The organism is Leptolyngbya sp. KIOST-1 (assembly GCF_000763385.1).
In the GTDB taxonomy this organism is placed as follows: domain Bacteria; phylum Cyanobacteriota; class Cyanobacteriia; order Phormidesmidales; family Phormidesmidaceae; genus Nodosilinea.
Window position 1 is genome coordinate 1,584,381 of the sequence record NZ_JQFA01000002.1, and the last position, 15,423, is coordinate 1,599,803.

The following is a 15,423-nucleotide window of genomic DNA, read 5'->3' on the forward strand; positions in this document are numbered from 1 at the left end:
GAGGCTGGGGATGGCTGCAACTATTTACGGTAGAAACGAAATAATGTGTTTCAACTCATCGGCAAGAGGCGTCATCACTTTGCATAAAAGCCCTAATGTAAGGCACCGGGGAGGGCAAACGTTTGAACTCGGCCAATGCTCACCAGTTTCGCCTTCGCGTTGCCACGGGGAAGGGTAAGGGCGTGGATCTATAGTTCCGGTGCCAATTGTTCAAACCCGCCAGCCCCGCCAAGCGGTCAGAAAACTGTCTGAGCTTACTATTCCATTGCCCCATGCCCTATGTTCAACTGGATCACCGCCTGGATTGAGTCCCTTGGCTACCTCGGCATTTTTGGCCTGATGGTGCTGGAGCATTTGTTCCCGCCCATTCCCTCCGAACTGGTGATGCCCCTGGCCGGATTTGTCAGCCGCGATAGCACCACCCTCAACCTGAGCGGGGTGATTGTGGCGGGGTCGTTAGGATCGCTGGTGGGGGCTTCGGCCTGGTACGTGCTGGGGCTGCTGATTACCCACGAGCAGCTGATGGTGGGGGTCAGGCGCTACGGGCGCTGGCTGACGCTCAAGCCCAGGGACATCGAAAAGGCGATCGCTTTTTTTCAGCGCAGCGGCGGCAGCTGGGTGGTGGGCCTGGGCCGGATTGTGCCAGGGGTACGCACCTACGTCTCGGTACCGGCGGGGCTGAGCCACATGCCGCTGTTGCCCTACCTCGGCTACTCGGCCCTGGGCACAGTGCTGTGGACGGGGGCCCTGGCCGCCGCTGGCTACCTGCTGGGCGACCAGTTCGAGCAGGTGCAGACGCTGATTAGCCCAATCGGCAAAGGGGTGCTGATTACGCTGGCGATCGCCGCCGTCTTCTGGATTTACAAGCGCCGCCAGCACCGCCCTGGGCGTCCTGGCTGACGCCAGCAAACCCACCTCCAAGTTTTTTTGCGCCGCTGTCGATTTCATCCGCCGCCGAACGATTACTTTGTACAGGCGATGGAAGTCCGGCAGGGTTGCCCCTGACCGGGGGACGATCGATTCACCCAGGAGAAACCACTATGAAAGTCATGGTCATTGTCAAAGCAACCGCCGACTCCGAAGCCGGAGTGATGCCCAGCGAGGCCGAGCTGACCGAGATGGGCCAGTTCAACGAAGCCCTGGCGGCGGCCGGGGTCATGCTGGCGGGCGAAGGGCTACACCCCAGTGCCAAAGGGGTGCGGGTGCGGTGCGAGGGCCAGTCGCGCACGGTCATTGATGGGCCATTCACCGAAACCAAGGAGCTGATTGCCGGATTCTGGATCTGGCAGGTGGCGTCGATGGCAGAGGCGATCGCCTGGGTCAAGCGCAGCCCCTTTCAAAAGGATGACATCGAGATTCGCCCCCTCTTTGAGGCCGACGACTTTGGCGAAGCGCTGACCCCAGAACTGAGGGCCCAGGAAGACCGCCTGCGGGCTCAGATGGAGCAGCAGGCCAACCTTTAGGCCGCTACAGAAGCTCGTCTCGGGGCCCCTACCGGTGGCGATCAGCCCCCGCCATCGACGGGGGCATCCACCAGCTCAAAGCAGCCCGAGACCGATAGGGGAATGGTGCGGGGGCGGTGGGTAATGGCATCGACAAACACCCACTCGGTGGCACCCGTGGCCAGTACGGTGTCGTCGCTGGGGCGCAAAAATTTGTAGTGGCGGGTGCTGCGGGCCTTGCGCAGGGTGGCGACCCAGGTGATGAGGCGCAGGCGATCGCCCGCAAAGGCCGGGCGCAGATAGGTAATTTGGTGCGATCGCGCCACCCAGGTAGCCCCCAGGGCCTGGGTTTGGGCGGTGCAGCCTACATCGGTGGCGTGGGCGATCGCCACATCCTGCATCCACTGCACGTAGGCGACATTGTTGACATGGCCGTTGTCATCGACAACCGCCCTCGGCACAACAAATTCCTGGTGGTAAAAGGGTTTCATCGGATGACCGGCAGGGTGGGGCAGCCAGCGCGATCGACGGCGGGCTTCTGTTTGTTGCGTCCGTTTACTTCAGCGGCCACCAGGAGACTTTGTCGCGGGTGGCCCCGTAGACCTCTTTGAGCCCCTCGGGGTCCACCACCTTGACCAGGTCGTTGGCCGAGTCGGCCAGTTTGTCGGTTTTGATGTAGCCCGCCTTGGTCAGTCCCTTGAGCACCTGCTCCACGGTGCGGTGGTTGAGCTGGCAGGCGCGCGCAATCAGGTCAATGGGCAGGTCAAATACGTATTCAAGTTTGTTGCCCTGGGGCTGGGCCCCCAGGCTGCGCTCCTGGAAAATCAACCCTCGCAGCACCGCCGCCACCGCCTGGGGCGGGTAGGTACTGCAGTTGAGCAGGTGGTACTGAAACTTTTCCCGCAGCTCAAACAGCAGGATGTACCGGTCTCGAAATTCTTCGTTTTGAGCGTAGAGATCCTGCACGACCGACACCGGCACCTTGATGACGTTGGTCGTTTTGTAGGCCTCCACCAGGCTGGGGAAGGCCCGGGTCGCCGACCCTACTCCGACCGGCAGGCTGCGCATGCCAAAGCAGCCGCCGGGGTAGGTGAGGGCCAAAACCCGGTCGAGGGGGGTGCTGCGCATAATGACCGGACCGCCGTCCACCACGACATACAAGTGCTCTTGCCAGGTTTGGGGGCGAAAGGCGGTATACACCGGGCGATTGGAGTAGAGTTTTTCGGTCACCAGCAGATCGGGGTCGAGGTCCCTGAGCAGCGGGTCTTGCTCCAGCCCACGGAACAAAAAGCTCTGGGTAGTGAGCATTTCGATCGTTTTTGAAGCCAAGCTGGAAGCTTTTGCCTTTGCCATGGAATGTTGTAGGTGCCGTACTCTGCCATTGTCCCTCGCAACCCCTGTTATAGCTCAAAAATAGTTGGCCCAATCGCGTTGTCCAAGTCCTATTCACCAGACCCTATTCACCAGACTTAGAGCGGAGGGACCGCGTAGGGGGGTATACAGTTAGGATTTGCTATCAGGCATAATTGCATCAGCAAAGCCCGACCTGGGGCAGTGTTCAGCCTAAATAGATTTGGAATGGAAAACGAACAGCTTTCGCGATCGGCTCAGCCTGGGGCCAGCCTGGCGCTGCCCTCGGCCCACGGTAGGTTCACTCGAGGGTGGGTTGGCTTGGCCGCTGGGGCGGCGATCGCCCTGGGCCTTGCTCTGGTGGCAGTCTCTCCAATCAGCGATTTGAGCTGGCAGGGCTGGCTGGCGATCGCGGTCACCCTGGCCGCCTTTCTGCTCAACGCGCTCACCAGCCTGGCGGCGGAGGTGATTTTTTTGGCGGCGCTGGTGGTGCTGATGCTCAGCGGCGTACTGGACACCGCCACGGCCCTGGCCGGGTTCAGCAACTCCGGCATGATCACCGTGGCGGTGCTCTACATTGTGGTGGCGGGGCTCCAGCAGACCGGCGGGCTGGATATGGTGTCGCGCACGGTGCTGGGCATGCCCCAGGGGCAAACCCAGGCGTTAATTCGGCTGATTGTGCCGGTGGTGAGCCTGAGCGCCTTTTTGAACAACACCCCAATCGTGGCGATGTTCATTCCGGCGGTGAGCGACTGGTGCCGCAAGCTGCGCCTCAGCCCCTCCAAGCTGATGATTCCCCTCAGCTACGCGGCGATCATGGGGGGCATGTGTACGCTGATTGGCACCAGCACCAACCTGGTGGTGAATGGCTTGATTCTGGCCGAAACCGACCTGCCGGGGCTGCGGATGTTTGACCTGGTGCCGGTGGGGGTGCCCTGCGCGATCGCCGGGTCCCTGATGCTAATTCTCTCCCAGCGCTGGCTGCTGCCCACCCGCAAACCCGCCCTGGCCGAAACCGACGACCCCCGCGAGTACACCGTGGAGATGGTGGTGGAAGAGGGCAGCCCCCTGAGCGGGAAAACCGTGGAGAAGGCGGGGCTGCGCCACCTGCCGGGGCTGTTTCTGACCGAAATTCAGCGGGGGGAGCAGCTGCTGACGGTGGTAACGCCCCAGGAGGTGCTGCGCGATCGCGACCAGCTCGTATTTGTGGGCATGGTCGACTCGATTGTGGACCTCAACCAGATTCGGGGGCTAAAGCCCGCCACCGACCAGGTGTTCAAGCTGGATTCCCCCAGAGAAGAGCGATCGCTGCTCGAAGCCGTTGTCTCCAACACCTGCCCGCTGGTGGGGGTCACCATTCGCCAGGGCCAGTTTCGCAGTCGCTACGGTGCGGTGGTGCTGGCGGTGGGCCGCAACGGCGAGCGCCTGCCCGGCAAAATTGGCGACATCCGCCTGCGCCCCGGCGACACCCTGCTGCTGGAGGCCAACCCCTCATTTCTCGAAGAGCGCCGCGCCTCCCGCGATTTTTACCTGATCAGCCCGGTGCCCAACTCCGACCCCCTGCGCCACGACCGGGCGGCGATCGCCTTTGGCATCCTGGTGCTGATGGTGGCCCTGGCCACCTTCGGCTGGATGGATATGCTCCACGCCGCCGCCAGGGCGGCGGCGCTGATGGTAGTGACCGGGTGCTGCTCGTTTCAGCAGGGGTTTCGAACGATTGATTGGTCGGTGATTTTGGTGGTAGCCGCCGCCCTGGGCCTGGGCAAAGCCCTGGAGGTGACGGGGGCGGCCGAAGCCTTTTCCCTGGCGGTGCTGGGGCTGGTGGGCAGCAACCCCTGGGTCTCCCTGGCTGCCATCTACGCCATCACCAGCCTGCTGACCGAGGTGATCACCAACAACGCGGCGGCAGCGGTGGTGTTCCCCATCGCCCTGTCCCTGTCCCAGAGCCTGGGGGTAAACTTTCTGCCCTTTGCGGTGGCCATCATGATCGGCGCTTCGGCCAGCTTTAGCACCCCCATCGGCTACCAGACCAACCTGATGGTCTACGGGCCGGGGGGCTACAGGTTCATGGACTTTATGCGGGTGGGCATCCCCTTCAATCTCCTGTTCTGGGGTCTGACGGTGCTGATTACGCCTCGGGTGTTTCCCTTTTAGGGGCGGTGTTGAGGGAATTTACCGCCATTCCCTACAACTTTCTTACAGATTCTCGCTAAGGTGCTGAGGTTAGGGATAATAGCGGTCTTGGGTCGCCGAAAAACTTAGTTTCTCGGCCCCAGTGCCAGTCACGGGTGCCACCTATAGCCAGAGATTAGCGGCGCAGAAACCGGAGTTGAGCCAGGCTGCCCGGTGGTCTAGGCTGCGATCGCAGGCTCATTCGTCTCATTCACAGGGCTGGGAAAAAGGTGCAGACTCCTCTTTACAACTCCTTGGGGCGTAGGCCCAGGCGCTGGTGGCCTCTGGTGTGTTTGGCCCTGGCAACGGCGATTTTGCTGGGGCTGGGCGGGTGGGTGAGCGCCCAAGCCGAGCCAGCGGCCCCGGCCTCTGAGCCGATCTCCAACTATGAGCTGGCCCAGGCCGAGCCCTTCAACCGGGTGGAGACCTTCCCGGTGCAGCCTTTACCCACCTCCCCGCTGCTGCGGCCCAACGGGCGCTGGATTGGGCGGTTGATGCTGCCCAGCGAAGCGGAGTATGCCGCCGACCCCGGCGACTGGGCCTGGTTTGAGGTGTGGCACGGCGATCCGGGGCGGTTGGGGCAGCGCCTGAAACTCACCTGGGCCCCCTCGGACCTGGCCCGGGCCTACGTGGACACCGTCACCACCGACATCACCTTCAGCCCCCAGGCGGAGCGGTTTTGGGCCAATGGCAACGTGGTGCCCACGCGGCTGAACGGGCGCAGGCGGGTGGGGCCGCTGCAATCCCTGGCCGGGGCACGCCCCCGGGACGATGTCACGGTGCGGCTGGTGGATGCGGAGCTGACGGAGCAGAACGGCCAGCCGGTGCTGCAAACTCCCCTGGAGCCAGTGCAGATCACCGGGCGGGAGTACGGCCTGGTGAAGATCCTCAGCCCCGATACCAGCGTCAATGCGCCGCTGCCCGAGACCTGCCCCGGCCCGGCCCCCTGCCCGACGGAGTTCTTTCGGGTGCAGTTTTTCGATCCGGCCACCCAGGACTTCACCGGCCCCATCGGTACCGTGCGGATTCCCCAGCAGCCGATGGCGAACGGGGAGCGGTTCTTCTCCAACCTGCGGGACCTGGAGCATTCCCCGGCGGGGCGGGCCGGGTGGTACATCTACGGGTCGCGGGATAGCACTAATATGTTCACCGTCCAGGCGCTGAAGCCGCGATCGCTGCTTCAGCTGTTGCCCGACCAGGTGGTGCTGGGCCGGGCGGCGGGCTACCACTACATCGATCGCCAGAACTGGCGTGACACCCCCCAGCGCAAGGGCACCCTCCAGCGGGTGCTGGTCAGCCCCGACGGCGGCAGCTCTGACGCTGCCCGGGCCCAGTGGCAGGAGGGCGACTACGCCCTGGTGATTCACCTGTTTGGCGGCATTGGCGGCGAAAATAGCGAGTTTATTCCCCTGGGCACGGTGACGGGGCACTTTGCCTACGGCCTGGGGCGGGTGGTGCGCGAACCGATCGCCGACGAGCTCCAGTTCGACATTCAGTACCAGCAGATCTACGCCCACAGTTCCCCAGCGGTGCTCTCGGGCACCCACGACTGGGCCGGCTACAGCGGTGACATGCAGCGGGGCTGGCTGGGCATTCGCCCGATCTCCGATGTGGTGGTCAAGCTCGACTCGTTTATCCGGCCGTTTGAGTTTGGCGACACTCGCATTTCGCTGTTTGAGGAACTGTTGAAGCAGACCCAGGTGATTGCCGCCCGCTACCGCACCGGCGACGGCACCGGGGTGGCGGGCGTCACCCCCGCCACCTCCTGCGTGCAGGACTCCAACCAGGCACTGTTTATCGCCATTCAGCAGATTCGCCGCCGGATTGAAAACAACCCCGACATTGTGGCCTGGCTGCGGCAAAACCCCGACAGCCACGAAGTGGTGCGGGCGATCCAGTTTGTGGCCCTGGGCCGCGCCCTGGAGGACATGCTGGTGCCCTACGGCGTGGTCCGCCCCGACTGGCAAAACAATGCTGAATCCCTGGCGGGGGTGGCGGATCGGGGCGCGTTTGTCAGCCGTAGGGGGCTGTTTGCCGGGGCGCTGAGCTGGCAGAGCATGATGCCCCGCTGGGCCCACGACGAAGTAGCGCGGATATTTTTGGCCCACGGGGCACAGCTGTGGTTTTTGCGCACCAACATGGTGGGCGGCGATGACCCCCGGGTGGAGCCGGTGCCGCCGACAACGCTGATGGGTGGCATTCCCCTGGTGGGGCGAGCGGTGCAGCGCTTTGCCGACGCGGTGACGGTGCCCCTGAACCCGATCAATGGCCTGGTGGCCCTCCTGGCCCTGGGGCTGTACGGAGCGATCGCCATTCCCTACGGCCTCAAAACCCGTTTTCTGAAGCGCCAGAATGCCTGGGACCGCCCCCTCCCCATGGTCCTCAGCGCCCTGCGAGTCTTTCTAATTCCGGCCCTGCTGGAGGAAATTGTCTTTCGGGTGGCCCTGCTGCCCCACCCCAAGGAGGGCATCCCCGGCCCCCAGTGGATTCTGTGGGCCGCCCTCAGCCTGGTGCTGTTTCTGCTCTACCACCTGCTGCTGGGCCGCACCACCTACCGGGCCGCCTGGCCTACCTTGAGCGATCGCCGCTTCCTGATCCTGGCGGGCTGGCTCGGCCTCCTGCTCTCCGGCGTGTACTGGATCACCGGCTCTCTGTGGCCCATTGTCCTCATCCACTGGGCCGTGGTGATGGGCTGGATCTACGCCTTCGGCGGCAGGGAGCGGCTGCCGAGGCGGCAGTTTGGGGGCGATCGCAAGCGGCTGGACAAGTGGGTGAGTGGATGAGTGAATGAGCTGGTTAATGGCTTAACTCATCCACCCCCTACCCGCCTACCCCTTCACCCCACCACCCATCCACCCCCTACCCCCTACCCATGCCCGACTCCGAAACCCTCGCCTGCCTCGAAACCCTGGCCGCCGTCGCCAAGCTCAAGGGCGACCCGACGCCGCAGGAATTTGAGGCCTTTCTGGCCGCGCTCAACAGCTTCGCCCCGCTGCCGGTGGGGGTGACGCCGGAGGGGCTGCTGCGCGATCCGACCCCGGTGGAGTACTGGCTGGCGCAGATTCAGACCCCCGCCATGCAGCAGCAGGTATACCGGGGGGCGGCGGCGATCGCCCGGGCCAAGGGTATCGATCCCCAGGAGGCGGCGCTGCTGGCCCAGCTGCGAGAGGCCTTTCAGCTGGACCCGGAAACCGCCAGAACTCTGGCCAGACAGCCCCTGCGAACTCGCTCATCGGAGTTGGCGGTCAACTCGGCCCTGGCGGGGATGGCTGCGCTGATTGGCCGCCAGGGGGAGGTGCGACGGCTGATTTTTGACTACGCGCTGGGGGCGGCGATCGTGGGGCTGGTGCCGCTGCGGGGGGGCGGCACCCTGGAACTGAAATTTCTGATTGTGCTCGGCCTGATTCTGAAAATGATCTGGGATATTCGCAACGTCTGGGGCAAACCCCAGGGCCAGGACGTGCTGGCGGTGGTGGGCAACCTGTTTGGCTTTATGGCCGCCGTCATCGCTGGTTTTTTGGCCTGGGCCACGCTGGTTGGGCTGGGGGTTGTGGTGCCCTACGTGGGGGCCTTTGCCCGTGCCGCTGGCTTTGCCACGGCCACCTGGGTGGCGGGGCAGTCCACCAACCAGTTCTACACCAGCCAAAAGCGGCCCGACTTTACCGCCCTCACCCGGGCCTTCCCGAACCTGATGTCTTCGGACAGGTAGATCGATCACAGAAAGTAGGGTGGGCTCTGCCCACCACTGGGCAAACCCTCTCCCTAGAACCATCTCCGTCTACAAATCCTCTGGAGCCTCGTGTATGGACAAATTCAAACGGCGGCAGTTTTTGCTGGGGGGGGTGGCGGCGGGTAGCGCCGCCAGCCTGGGTACCGAATACGTGCGGCGGGAGCGGGCCAGGGAGCGCCAGGCGATTATCGATGCCTTCGCAGCTGAGTTTTACGACCCCAACGACATTATTCAGGCGGCGGTCACAGGCGACACTCGCATGGTCGAGGAGTTTCAGGCGATCCAGGCGGCAGCGGCCTTTCCGCCGCCGCCCGTGGCCTACAACCGGGAGATTTCCAAACGTCTGATTTTGCTCAGTCGGCTGGCCACCCAGCAGTACATCACCGGGCGCAACGATCCCAGCTACGACGGCAACCTGCAGCAGCTACTCGACTACAGCCCCAGCCTCGATAAGTACCGCCTGGTCACCAACTTTCGGGGCCAGGAGCGGCAGGTCAACGACCAGATCGAGCTTCAGATTCCCCAGCAGGTGATTGACGATCCCACCCTCCTGGACGATCCCACCGCTTTGGAGGACACCCTGGCCCAAACCGAGGACGCCATTCGCACCGGGGTAACGGCGGCGGTGCGGGTGGGCCGCCGGATCGAAGTGTTCTTCGGGTTTTTGCTGGAGTCTGACGACGACAGCATTTTGGTCTTTCGCGGCACCCAGCGCACCGCCGAGTGGGTGGGCAATATCTATGCCGTGCAGCAGCCCTACCTCGATCCCACCAGCGGCGAAAGCCTGGGCAACATCCACACGGGCTTTCGCCGCATTGCCAACAGCATCATTAACCCGGTGGTGGTGGACGCAGTAAACCAGATCGACCCCAGCAAGCCCTGCTACGTGTCGGGCCACAGCCTGGGGGCGGCGCTGGCCACGGTGCTGGCCCTCGATATTGCCCTGGCCCTGCCCCAGTTGCGGCCCAGCCTGCAACTCTATGTGTACGCCAGCCCCAGGGTGGGCAACACCCAGTTTGCCCGCAGCTACGCCCAGATTTTGCCCAACAGCTTTCGGATCACCAACCTGGCCGACCCCATCCCCACCATGCCCCCCACCCGACTGCGGGCCGAGTTTGTGCACGTGGGGGAAGAATGGTCCTTTCTCACCCAGGGGGGCGATATTTTGCCCAACCACATTGTCGATACCTACCGGCGGGCGGTAAATGCCGAAGCCGAAACCAACCAGCGGCGGGAGTTCCCCCTCAGCGGTCTGGCTTAACCTGCCTGCGTCATGGGGCAGCTGAAGAGTGGGTGTCTCCCAGGCATACTTTGGGTTTAACCGCCTCGAACCTGGGTCGTCACCTGGGCTACCCGCTGCCCCAGGGCCTGGGCGATCGCCAGATCTTCTGGTTTGGGGCTGAGTTCTCCCTGGCCACCGGCGATAGTGGAGGCCCCATAAGGCGTACCGCCCCGCGCTTCGGTATGAATCATGCCCTCTATGGAATAGGGCACGCCCACCACCAGCATGCCCAGGTGCAGCAGCGGCACCATCATCGTCAGCAGGGTGGTCTCCTGGCCGCCGTGGGTGGAGGCGGTGGAGGTAAACACCCCCGCAGGCTTGCCTTCCATCTCGCCATTCAGCCAGAGGCTGGCAGTGGAGTCGAACAGCTGCTTCATTTGGGCGGTCATGTTGCCGTAGCGGGTGGGCGATCCAAACACCACGCCATCGGCTTCTCTCAGATCATCGACGGTACACACCGGAATCTCCTGCTGCTGCTCCCGCACCTGGCGGGCAACATCGTTCTGATCGATGACCTGATTGACGGCATCAAATTCCTGCACCCGACGCAGGACCACCTCAATGCCAGCCACCTGTTTGGCCCCCTCAGCTACCGCCTGGGCCAGCTGCATCGTGTGGCCATACATGGTGTAGTAAACGACTAAAAGTTTCATGCCTTTTCCAATGTTGCGGCGGTCAATATTGCGGCGGTAATGGGGGCAAGCACAGCCCTTGGGGCCTACGCCGAGCCAAATCAGCATTACCTAGGGTCAATGGTGCTGGATGGAATGGCGGCTTTTTATCCCTCGCAGGAAGGATTTTAGCCAGGCGGGCAAGGGGAGGGCCTAATTTTGGCCAGAGAATAGGTTGGCAGCGGCGGGCTGGCGGACTTCCCTTGGGATTGCTCCCGCAAACTCATCTGGAATGCGACAATGTTGCCAATTGATCCTTGTTCAGGTGCGGGTAGCGGCGCGATCGCACTGCCAACCTACCCTGAACTGGGCCTGACGTAGCAATTGAATCAGCGATTGAGAGTTATACCTATGCGTTCTGATTTGCAGCGGGCTTTTGCCACCCACTCCGTGCTCAAAATCATCAGCGGCCTCACCAACCTCGATCACGAGCGGGTAGCCGCCGTGGTCAAAGCCGCCGACCAGGGCGGGGCCACCTTTGTCGACATCGCCGCCGATGCCGACCTGGTGCGCCTGGCCAGGGCCAACACCACCCTGCCCATCTGTGTTTCGGCGGTAGAGCCCGAAGCCTTTTTGGCCCCCGTCGCCGCCGGGGCCGACCTGATCGAAATTGGCAACTTCGACGCCTTCTACGCCCAGGGCCGTCGCTTTGAAGCGCCCGAGGTGCTCGACCTCACCCGCCGCACCCGCGCCCTGCTGCCCCAGATCACCCTGTCGGTGACGGTACCCCACATTCTGGCCCTCGACGAGCAGGTGGCGCTGGCCGAAGCCCTGGTGGCCGCCGGGGCCGACATCATCCAGACCGAGGGGGGCACCAGCAGCCAGCCCACCCACCCCGGCACCCTGGGGCTGATCGAAAAAGCTGCCCCCACCCTGGCGGCGGCCCACGCTATCTCCCGGGCGGTGGCGGTGCCGGTGCTGTGCGCCTCGGGCCTGTCGGATGTGACCGCTCCGATGGCGATCGCCGCCGGTGCCGCAGGCGTCGGCGTGGGCTCAGCCGTCAACAAGCTCGACAACCCACTGGCGATGGTCGCCGTGGTGCGCCAGCTGGCCGAGAGCCTGCAAACCGTGCGCGTCGGCGCAATGCGCTAGGCCCTGGCGGTTCTGTAGGTTCAATTTGGGCCAGCGCCCGTTCCCTTCGACTCCGCTCAGGGAACGGGCGCTGGCTTAAGTTTTTAGAGTTCTAGCCAGGTCTAATTGAGCCAGAGATTAGGATAGAATCAGCGATCGCACTGTCCCTTCCCTTGCCCAGGACAAGCTTGCCATGGTTCAAGCTCAGCCCCGTACTGGCCCGACGATCACCTGGCCACCATTGCCCGACGACTTCCAACTGATCGACGACCCAGTGGAAAACATTCATCAGCCGCCCTTGGCCGCCGCCCTCACCGATGCCCTCGGCGCAGCCCAACGCATTCGGCCTGAAATGTTGATCGGCTCCAACTTTGGCCTAGTTGCCGGGGTCGATGACGAAACCATCGTCAAAGCGCCTGACTGGTTCTACGTGCCACGGGTGAATCCAATTCCTGAGGATGTCGTACGCCGCAGCTACACTCCCCAGCTAGAAGGCGATGCGGTAGCTGTCGTGATGGAATTCCTCTCTGCCGATGATAACGGTGAGCTATCCATTCGATCGATTGCACCCTACGGCAAGCTTTACTTCTACGAACACATTTTGCAGGTGCCCACCTACGTTATCTACGCCCCTCAAAGGGCCAAATTAGAAGTGCGTCACCTGCAAAACGGGCGCTATGAAATTCAACAACCCGATGCTGCAGGACGCTTCTGGATTGAGCCCCTGGAGCTATTTTTAGGGATCTGGTACGGCGAACGCCTAGCCCAAACTCTCAACTGGCTGCGCTGGTGGGATGCCGACGGCAACCTGCTGCTCTGGAGTTCAGAACAGGCCGAAACCGAGCGCCAGCGGGCTGAAGTCGAGCGTCAGCGGGCTGAAGTTGAGCGTCAACGGGCCGATCGCCTAGCCGCCCTACTCCGCGCCCAGGGCATTGACCCCGACCAGCTCCCGTAAAAAAAGGCACCGCCTAGACGGTGCCCTGGTTCGGAGTTGAGTCCATCGATGCAAACTTGGTCGTCGCTAAGCTTTCTCTACGGGCAGGTGGGCGGCATTCCACCTCAGCATGCCGCCGCGCAGGCTGGCCACCTCTTTTAGCCCCTGCTTTTTAAGAATCACGGTAGCTTGGGCCGATCGCCGTCCCGATTTGCATACCGCCACCACCGGCTGCCCTGCAGAAATCTCATCCACTCGCCCCTCTAGCTCACCTAGCGGCAGCAGCTGAGCCCCCGCAATGTGGCCTAGCTCGGCGTTAAACTCATCCTGGCCGCGCACGTCGAGCACGTTTACTTTGCCTAAGTTTTCGGCCACCCACTGGGGATCTATCTCTTTGACGCCGCCGTAGGTAAGGCGCACTGGCCCCCACTCGGCCACGGCGGGCATTTTGCCATCCTCCGGTTTGCCGCAAACGCAGTTGGCCGGAATGGCGATGTCGATTTTTTTGGGGTGGGGCAGGCCCAGGTTTTCCATGTAGCCTACGAAGTCAATTTCGTCGGCTTGGCCCCCAATGCGGGGGTTGTAGGCCTTTTCTTCAGCTACGCTAGATGACGTGCGACCGCTGTAGTCGTGGGCCGGCCAGATGATGCAGTCGTCAGGCAGGCTAAAGATCTGCTCGGTGATGGAAGCGTACATGGTGTGGGCGTTGCCCTGCTGAAAGTCGCAGCGACCCGCACCGCGAATCAGCAGACAGTCGCCGGTAAAGGCCATGGAGTGGTCGTCGAGCACATAGGTAATGCAGCCGTCGGTGTGGCCGGGGGTGGCGCGAACTTCGAGACTGCGCTGGGCAAACTTCACTACATCCCCGTGATCGAGCAAATAGTCGGCCCCCTGCACCATATCGCCGTAGCGCCCCGAAATGCCAATTTTTGAACCCAGCGCCTGCTGCATCAGCCACGCACCGGTCACGTGGTCAGCATGGCAGTGGGTGTCGAGGGTGGCCACCAGCGTCAGGCCGAGCTCTTCGATCAGGGCGCGATCGCGCTGGTGCTGCTCAAACACCGGGTCGATCAGCACGGCCTGCCTAGAGGTCGGGTCGGCCAGCAGGTAGGTGTAGGTGGACGAGTCGGCATCGAAGAGTTGGCGAAAGATGAGGTCGTGATCCACGGCGATAAACTCCTGGGGAAGGGGGAACGGCGGGGCCGCTATATTTACTATATAACCAACTAGTTGTTTTTAGCCAGCAGAAATTGGGTGCGGTTGAGTGAGGCGATCGCAGTGCGGCCCCAGTAGGCAGTCAAGTTAGATGCGGCGGGTTAACCGGATTGACGGTCTACGGTAAGCTGTACATGGCTCTCCTTAAACCGCTTACCGTGAACCGTGAACCCTAAGTCAGGCCCCCTACATGCCCGGTGTGGCCAGGTTGCGGAAGCGGGTAAACTGCGGCTCGAACAGCAGCTTGACGGTGCCCGTAGGCCCGTTGCGGTGCTTGGTGAGGATGATCTCGGCAATGCCGCGATCGGGGGTGTCGGGGTCATAATACTCTTCGCGGTAGAGCATCATGATCAGGTCTGCGTCCTGCTCGATCGCACCACTCTCACGTAGATCGCTCATCATCGGGCGCTTGTTGGTGCGCGACTCGACGCCACGGCTGAGCTGCGACAGGGCGATGATCGGTACGTTCAATTCCCGGGCCAGACCCTTGAGCGATCGCGTCATTTTCGACAATTCCTGCACCCGGTTGTCGCCGCCGCCCTCCATCAGTTGCAGGTAGTCGATCAAGATTAGCCCCAGGGCCCCACCCTGCTCCGCCTGGAGACGTCGACAGCGGGAGCGAATTTCGGTGACAGAGATGTTGGGGGTGTCGTCAATAAAAATTGGCATCTGGGATAGCACGCTGATGGCGTGGCCCAGCTTTTCCCACTCGTTCTGGGCGATGCGGCCCGTGCGCAGGCGGCTGCTCTCCATCTCCACTTCACTGGAGAGCAGGCGATAGACCAGCTGCACCTTCGACATTTCTAAGCTATAAATAGCTACAGGAAGCTTTTGCAAAGCCGCGATATTGCGAGCTATATTGAGCACGAAGCTAGTCTTGCCCATTGACGGTCTCGCAGCGGCAATAATCAAGTCTGAGCGCTGAAAACCCTGGGTCATGGCGTCCAGGTCGTAGAAGCCGCAGGGGATGCCGGGCAGGACGACGCCGAGGGACCGCTGCTCGATCTCCGAAAACGTCTCGATCAAAATATCGGAGGTGGCCGTCAGCCCCCCCTGGGGCCGGGCCTGGGTGATGCCAAACAGCCGCTGCTCCGCCTGGTCCAGCACATTCTCCAGGGGCAGGGTGGTGTCGTAGCCCAGTTGGGCAATGTCGCCCCCCGACTGGATCAGCAGGCGACGGGTGTACTTGTCCATCACCAGGGTGGCGTACTGGTCGATGTTGGCGGCGCTGATAGTGCGATCGACCAGCTGGGCCAGGCGGGTTTGGCCCCCCACCTGCTCCAGCTTGCCGTTGTCCTTCAGCCACACGGCGATCGTCATCAGGTCGGCGGGCTGCCCCTTGGCGTGGAGGGCCAGTGCCCCCTTGTAGATGTCCCGGTGGGCACCGATGTAAAAAGCGTCGGGGGTGAGAATCTCCATCACCCGACCGATCGCCTCCGGGTCGAGCAAAATCCCCCCCAAAATGGCTTCCTCAGCCTCAATGTTTTGGGGAGGCAGGCGATCGCTGACCGCGTCAAATTTGAGATTTTGAACCATGGCCGAGGGGAAGTGGAATA

At 62.7% G+C, this 15,423-nt stretch carries 13 protein-coding genes; 8 read left to right on the top strand and 5 right to left on the bottom strand.

Annotation, left to right across the window (positions count from 1 at the left end; all coding sequences use genetic code 11):
* The first annotated feature begins 279 nt into the window (after positions 1–279).
* Both NF78_RS06980 and NF78_RS06985 read left to right on the top strand, forming a co-directional pair.
* Positions 280–900, top strand: coding sequence for a DedA family protein (locus NF78_RS06980; protein WP_035985488.1), 621 nt, complete (start codon positions 280–282; stop codon positions 898–900).
* 140 nt (positions 901–1,040) lie between these two features.
* On the top strand, positions 1,041–1,463 hold the full coding sequence (locus NF78_RS06985) for a YciI family protein (protein ID WP_035985489.1): 423 nt from the start codon (positions 1,041–1,043) through the stop codon (positions 1,461–1,463).
* Positions 1,464–1,504: 41 nt separating this feature from the next.
* Here NF78_RS06985 and NF78_RS06990 read toward each other — a convergent pair whose 3' ends face one another.
* Entirely contained in the window at positions 1,505–1,933 is a 429-nt protein-coding gene (locus tag NF78_RS06990; protein WP_035985490.1) for an acyl-CoA thioesterase, read from the bottom strand.
* Positions 1,934–1,997: 64 nt separating this feature from the next.
* Entirely contained in the window at positions 1,998–2,750 is a 753-nt protein-coding gene (locus NF78_RS06995; protein WP_263970558.1) for a Crp/Fnr family transcriptional regulator, read from the bottom strand.
* A 270-nt stretch (positions 2,751–3,020) separates the two neighbouring features.
* On the opposite strand from NF78_RS06995, the gene NF78_RS07000 reads away from it, so the two are divergent.
* From NF78_RS07000 to NF78_RS07015, 4 genes are all read left to right on the top strand, one after another.
* Positions 3,021–4,946 carry an SLC13 family permease gene (locus NF78_RS07000; RefSeq protein ID WP_081972537.1) on the top strand — a complete coding sequence of 642 codons (1,926 nt, stop codon included), beginning with the start codon at positions 3,021–3,023 and terminating at the stop codon, positions 4,944–4,946.
* A gap of 311 nt (positions 4,947–5,257) precedes the next feature.
* Positions 5,258–7,747, top strand: a complete 2,490-nt coding sequence (locus tag NF78_RS07005) for a type II CAAX prenyl endopeptidase Rce1 family protein (RefSeq protein ID WP_052049926.1) — start codon at positions 5,258–5,260, stop codon at positions 7,745–7,747.
* Positions 7,748–7,836: 89 nt separating this feature from the next.
* Entirely contained in the window at positions 7,837–8,673 is an 837-nt protein-coding gene (locus NF78_RS30335) for a TerB family tellurite resistance protein (protein ID WP_052049928.1), read from the top strand.
* 94 nt (positions 8,674–8,767) lie between these two features.
* A complete protein-coding gene (locus tag NF78_RS07015) occupies positions 8,768–9,955 on the top strand; it encodes a lipase family protein (protein WP_035985492.1) in 1,188 nt (395 codons plus the stop codon).
* A 56-nt stretch (positions 9,956–10,011) separates the two neighbouring features.
* On the opposite strand, the gene wrbA is transcribed toward NF78_RS07015, so the two are convergent.
* On the bottom strand, positions 10,012–10,629 hold the full coding sequence (gene wrbA / locus NF78_RS07020) for an NAD(P)H:quinone oxidoreductase (protein WP_035988985.1): 618 nt from the start codon (positions 10,627–10,629) through the stop codon (positions 10,012–10,014).
* Between the two features lie 369 nt (positions 10,630–10,998).
* Between wrbA and NF78_RS07025 the strand changes: the two genes are divergently transcribed.
* A complete protein-coding gene (locus tag NF78_RS07025; RefSeq protein WP_197064782.1) occupies positions 10,999–11,739 on the top strand; it encodes a DUF561 domain-containing protein in 741 nt (246 codons plus the stop codon).
* Between the two features lie 172 nt (positions 11,740–11,911).
* A complete protein-coding gene (locus NF78_RS07030; protein ID WP_035985493.1) occupies positions 11,912–12,673 on the top strand; it encodes a Uma2 family endonuclease in 762 nt (253 codons plus the stop codon).
* 66 nt (positions 12,674–12,739) lie between these two features.
* On the opposite strand, the gene NF78_RS07035 is transcribed toward NF78_RS07030, so the two are convergent.
* The gene (locus NF78_RS07035; protein WP_035985494.1) at positions 12,740–13,819 is read right to left on the bottom strand and encodes a rhodanese-like domain-containing protein; all 1,080 of its coding nucleotides are present in this window, start codon (positions 13,817–13,819) and stop codon (positions 12,740–12,742) included.
* Between the two features lie 234 nt (positions 13,820–14,053).
* On the bottom strand, positions 14,054–15,403 hold the full coding sequence (gene dnaB / locus NF78_RS07040; RefSeq protein WP_035985495.1) for a replicative DNA helicase: 1,350 nt from the start codon (positions 15,401–15,403) through the stop codon (positions 14,054–14,056).
* Positions 15,404–15,423 lie beyond the last annotated feature (20 nt).

Coding starts and splice junctions, on each gene's coding strand:
- NF78_RS06980 (WP_035985488.1), top strand. CDS start 280: ATGTTCAACTGGATCACCGCCTGGATTGAGTCCCTTGGCTACCTCGGC.
- NF78_RS06985 (WP_035985489.1), top strand. CDS start 1,041: ATGAAAGTCATGGTCATTGTCAAAGCAACCGCCGACTCCGAAGCCGGA.
- NF78_RS06990 (WP_035985490.1), bottom strand. CDS start 1,933: ATGAAACCCTTTTACCACCAGGAATTTGTTGTGCCGAGGGCGGTTGTC.
- NF78_RS06995 (WP_263970558.1), bottom strand. CDS start 2,750: ATGCTCACTACCCAGAGCTTTTTGTTCCGTGGGCTGGAGCAAGACCCG.
- NF78_RS07000 (WP_081972537.1), top strand. CDS start 3,021: ATGGAAAACGAACAGCTTTCGCGATCGGCTCAGCCTGGGGCCAGCCTG.
- NF78_RS30335 (WP_052049928.1), top strand. CDS start 7,837: ATGCCCGACTCCGAAACCCTCGCCTGCCTCGAAACCCTGGCCGCCGTC.
- NF78_RS07015 (WP_035985492.1), top strand. CDS start 8,768: ATGGACAAATTCAAACGGCGGCAGTTTTTGCTGGGGGGGGTGGCGGCG.
- wrbA (WP_035988985.1), bottom strand. CDS start 10,629: ATGAAACTTTTAGTCGTTTACTACACCATGTATGGCCACACGATGCAG.
- NF78_RS07025 (WP_197064782.1), top strand. CDS start 10,999: ATGCGTTCTGATTTGCAGCGGGCTTTTGCCACCCACTCCGTGCTCAAA.
- NF78_RS07030 (WP_035985493.1), top strand. CDS start 11,912: ATGGTTCAAGCTCAGCCCCGTACTGGCCCGACGATCACCTGGCCACCA.
- dnaB (WP_035985495.1), bottom strand. CDS start 15,403: ATGGTTCAAAATCTCAAATTTGACGCGGTCAGCGATCGCCTGCCTCCC.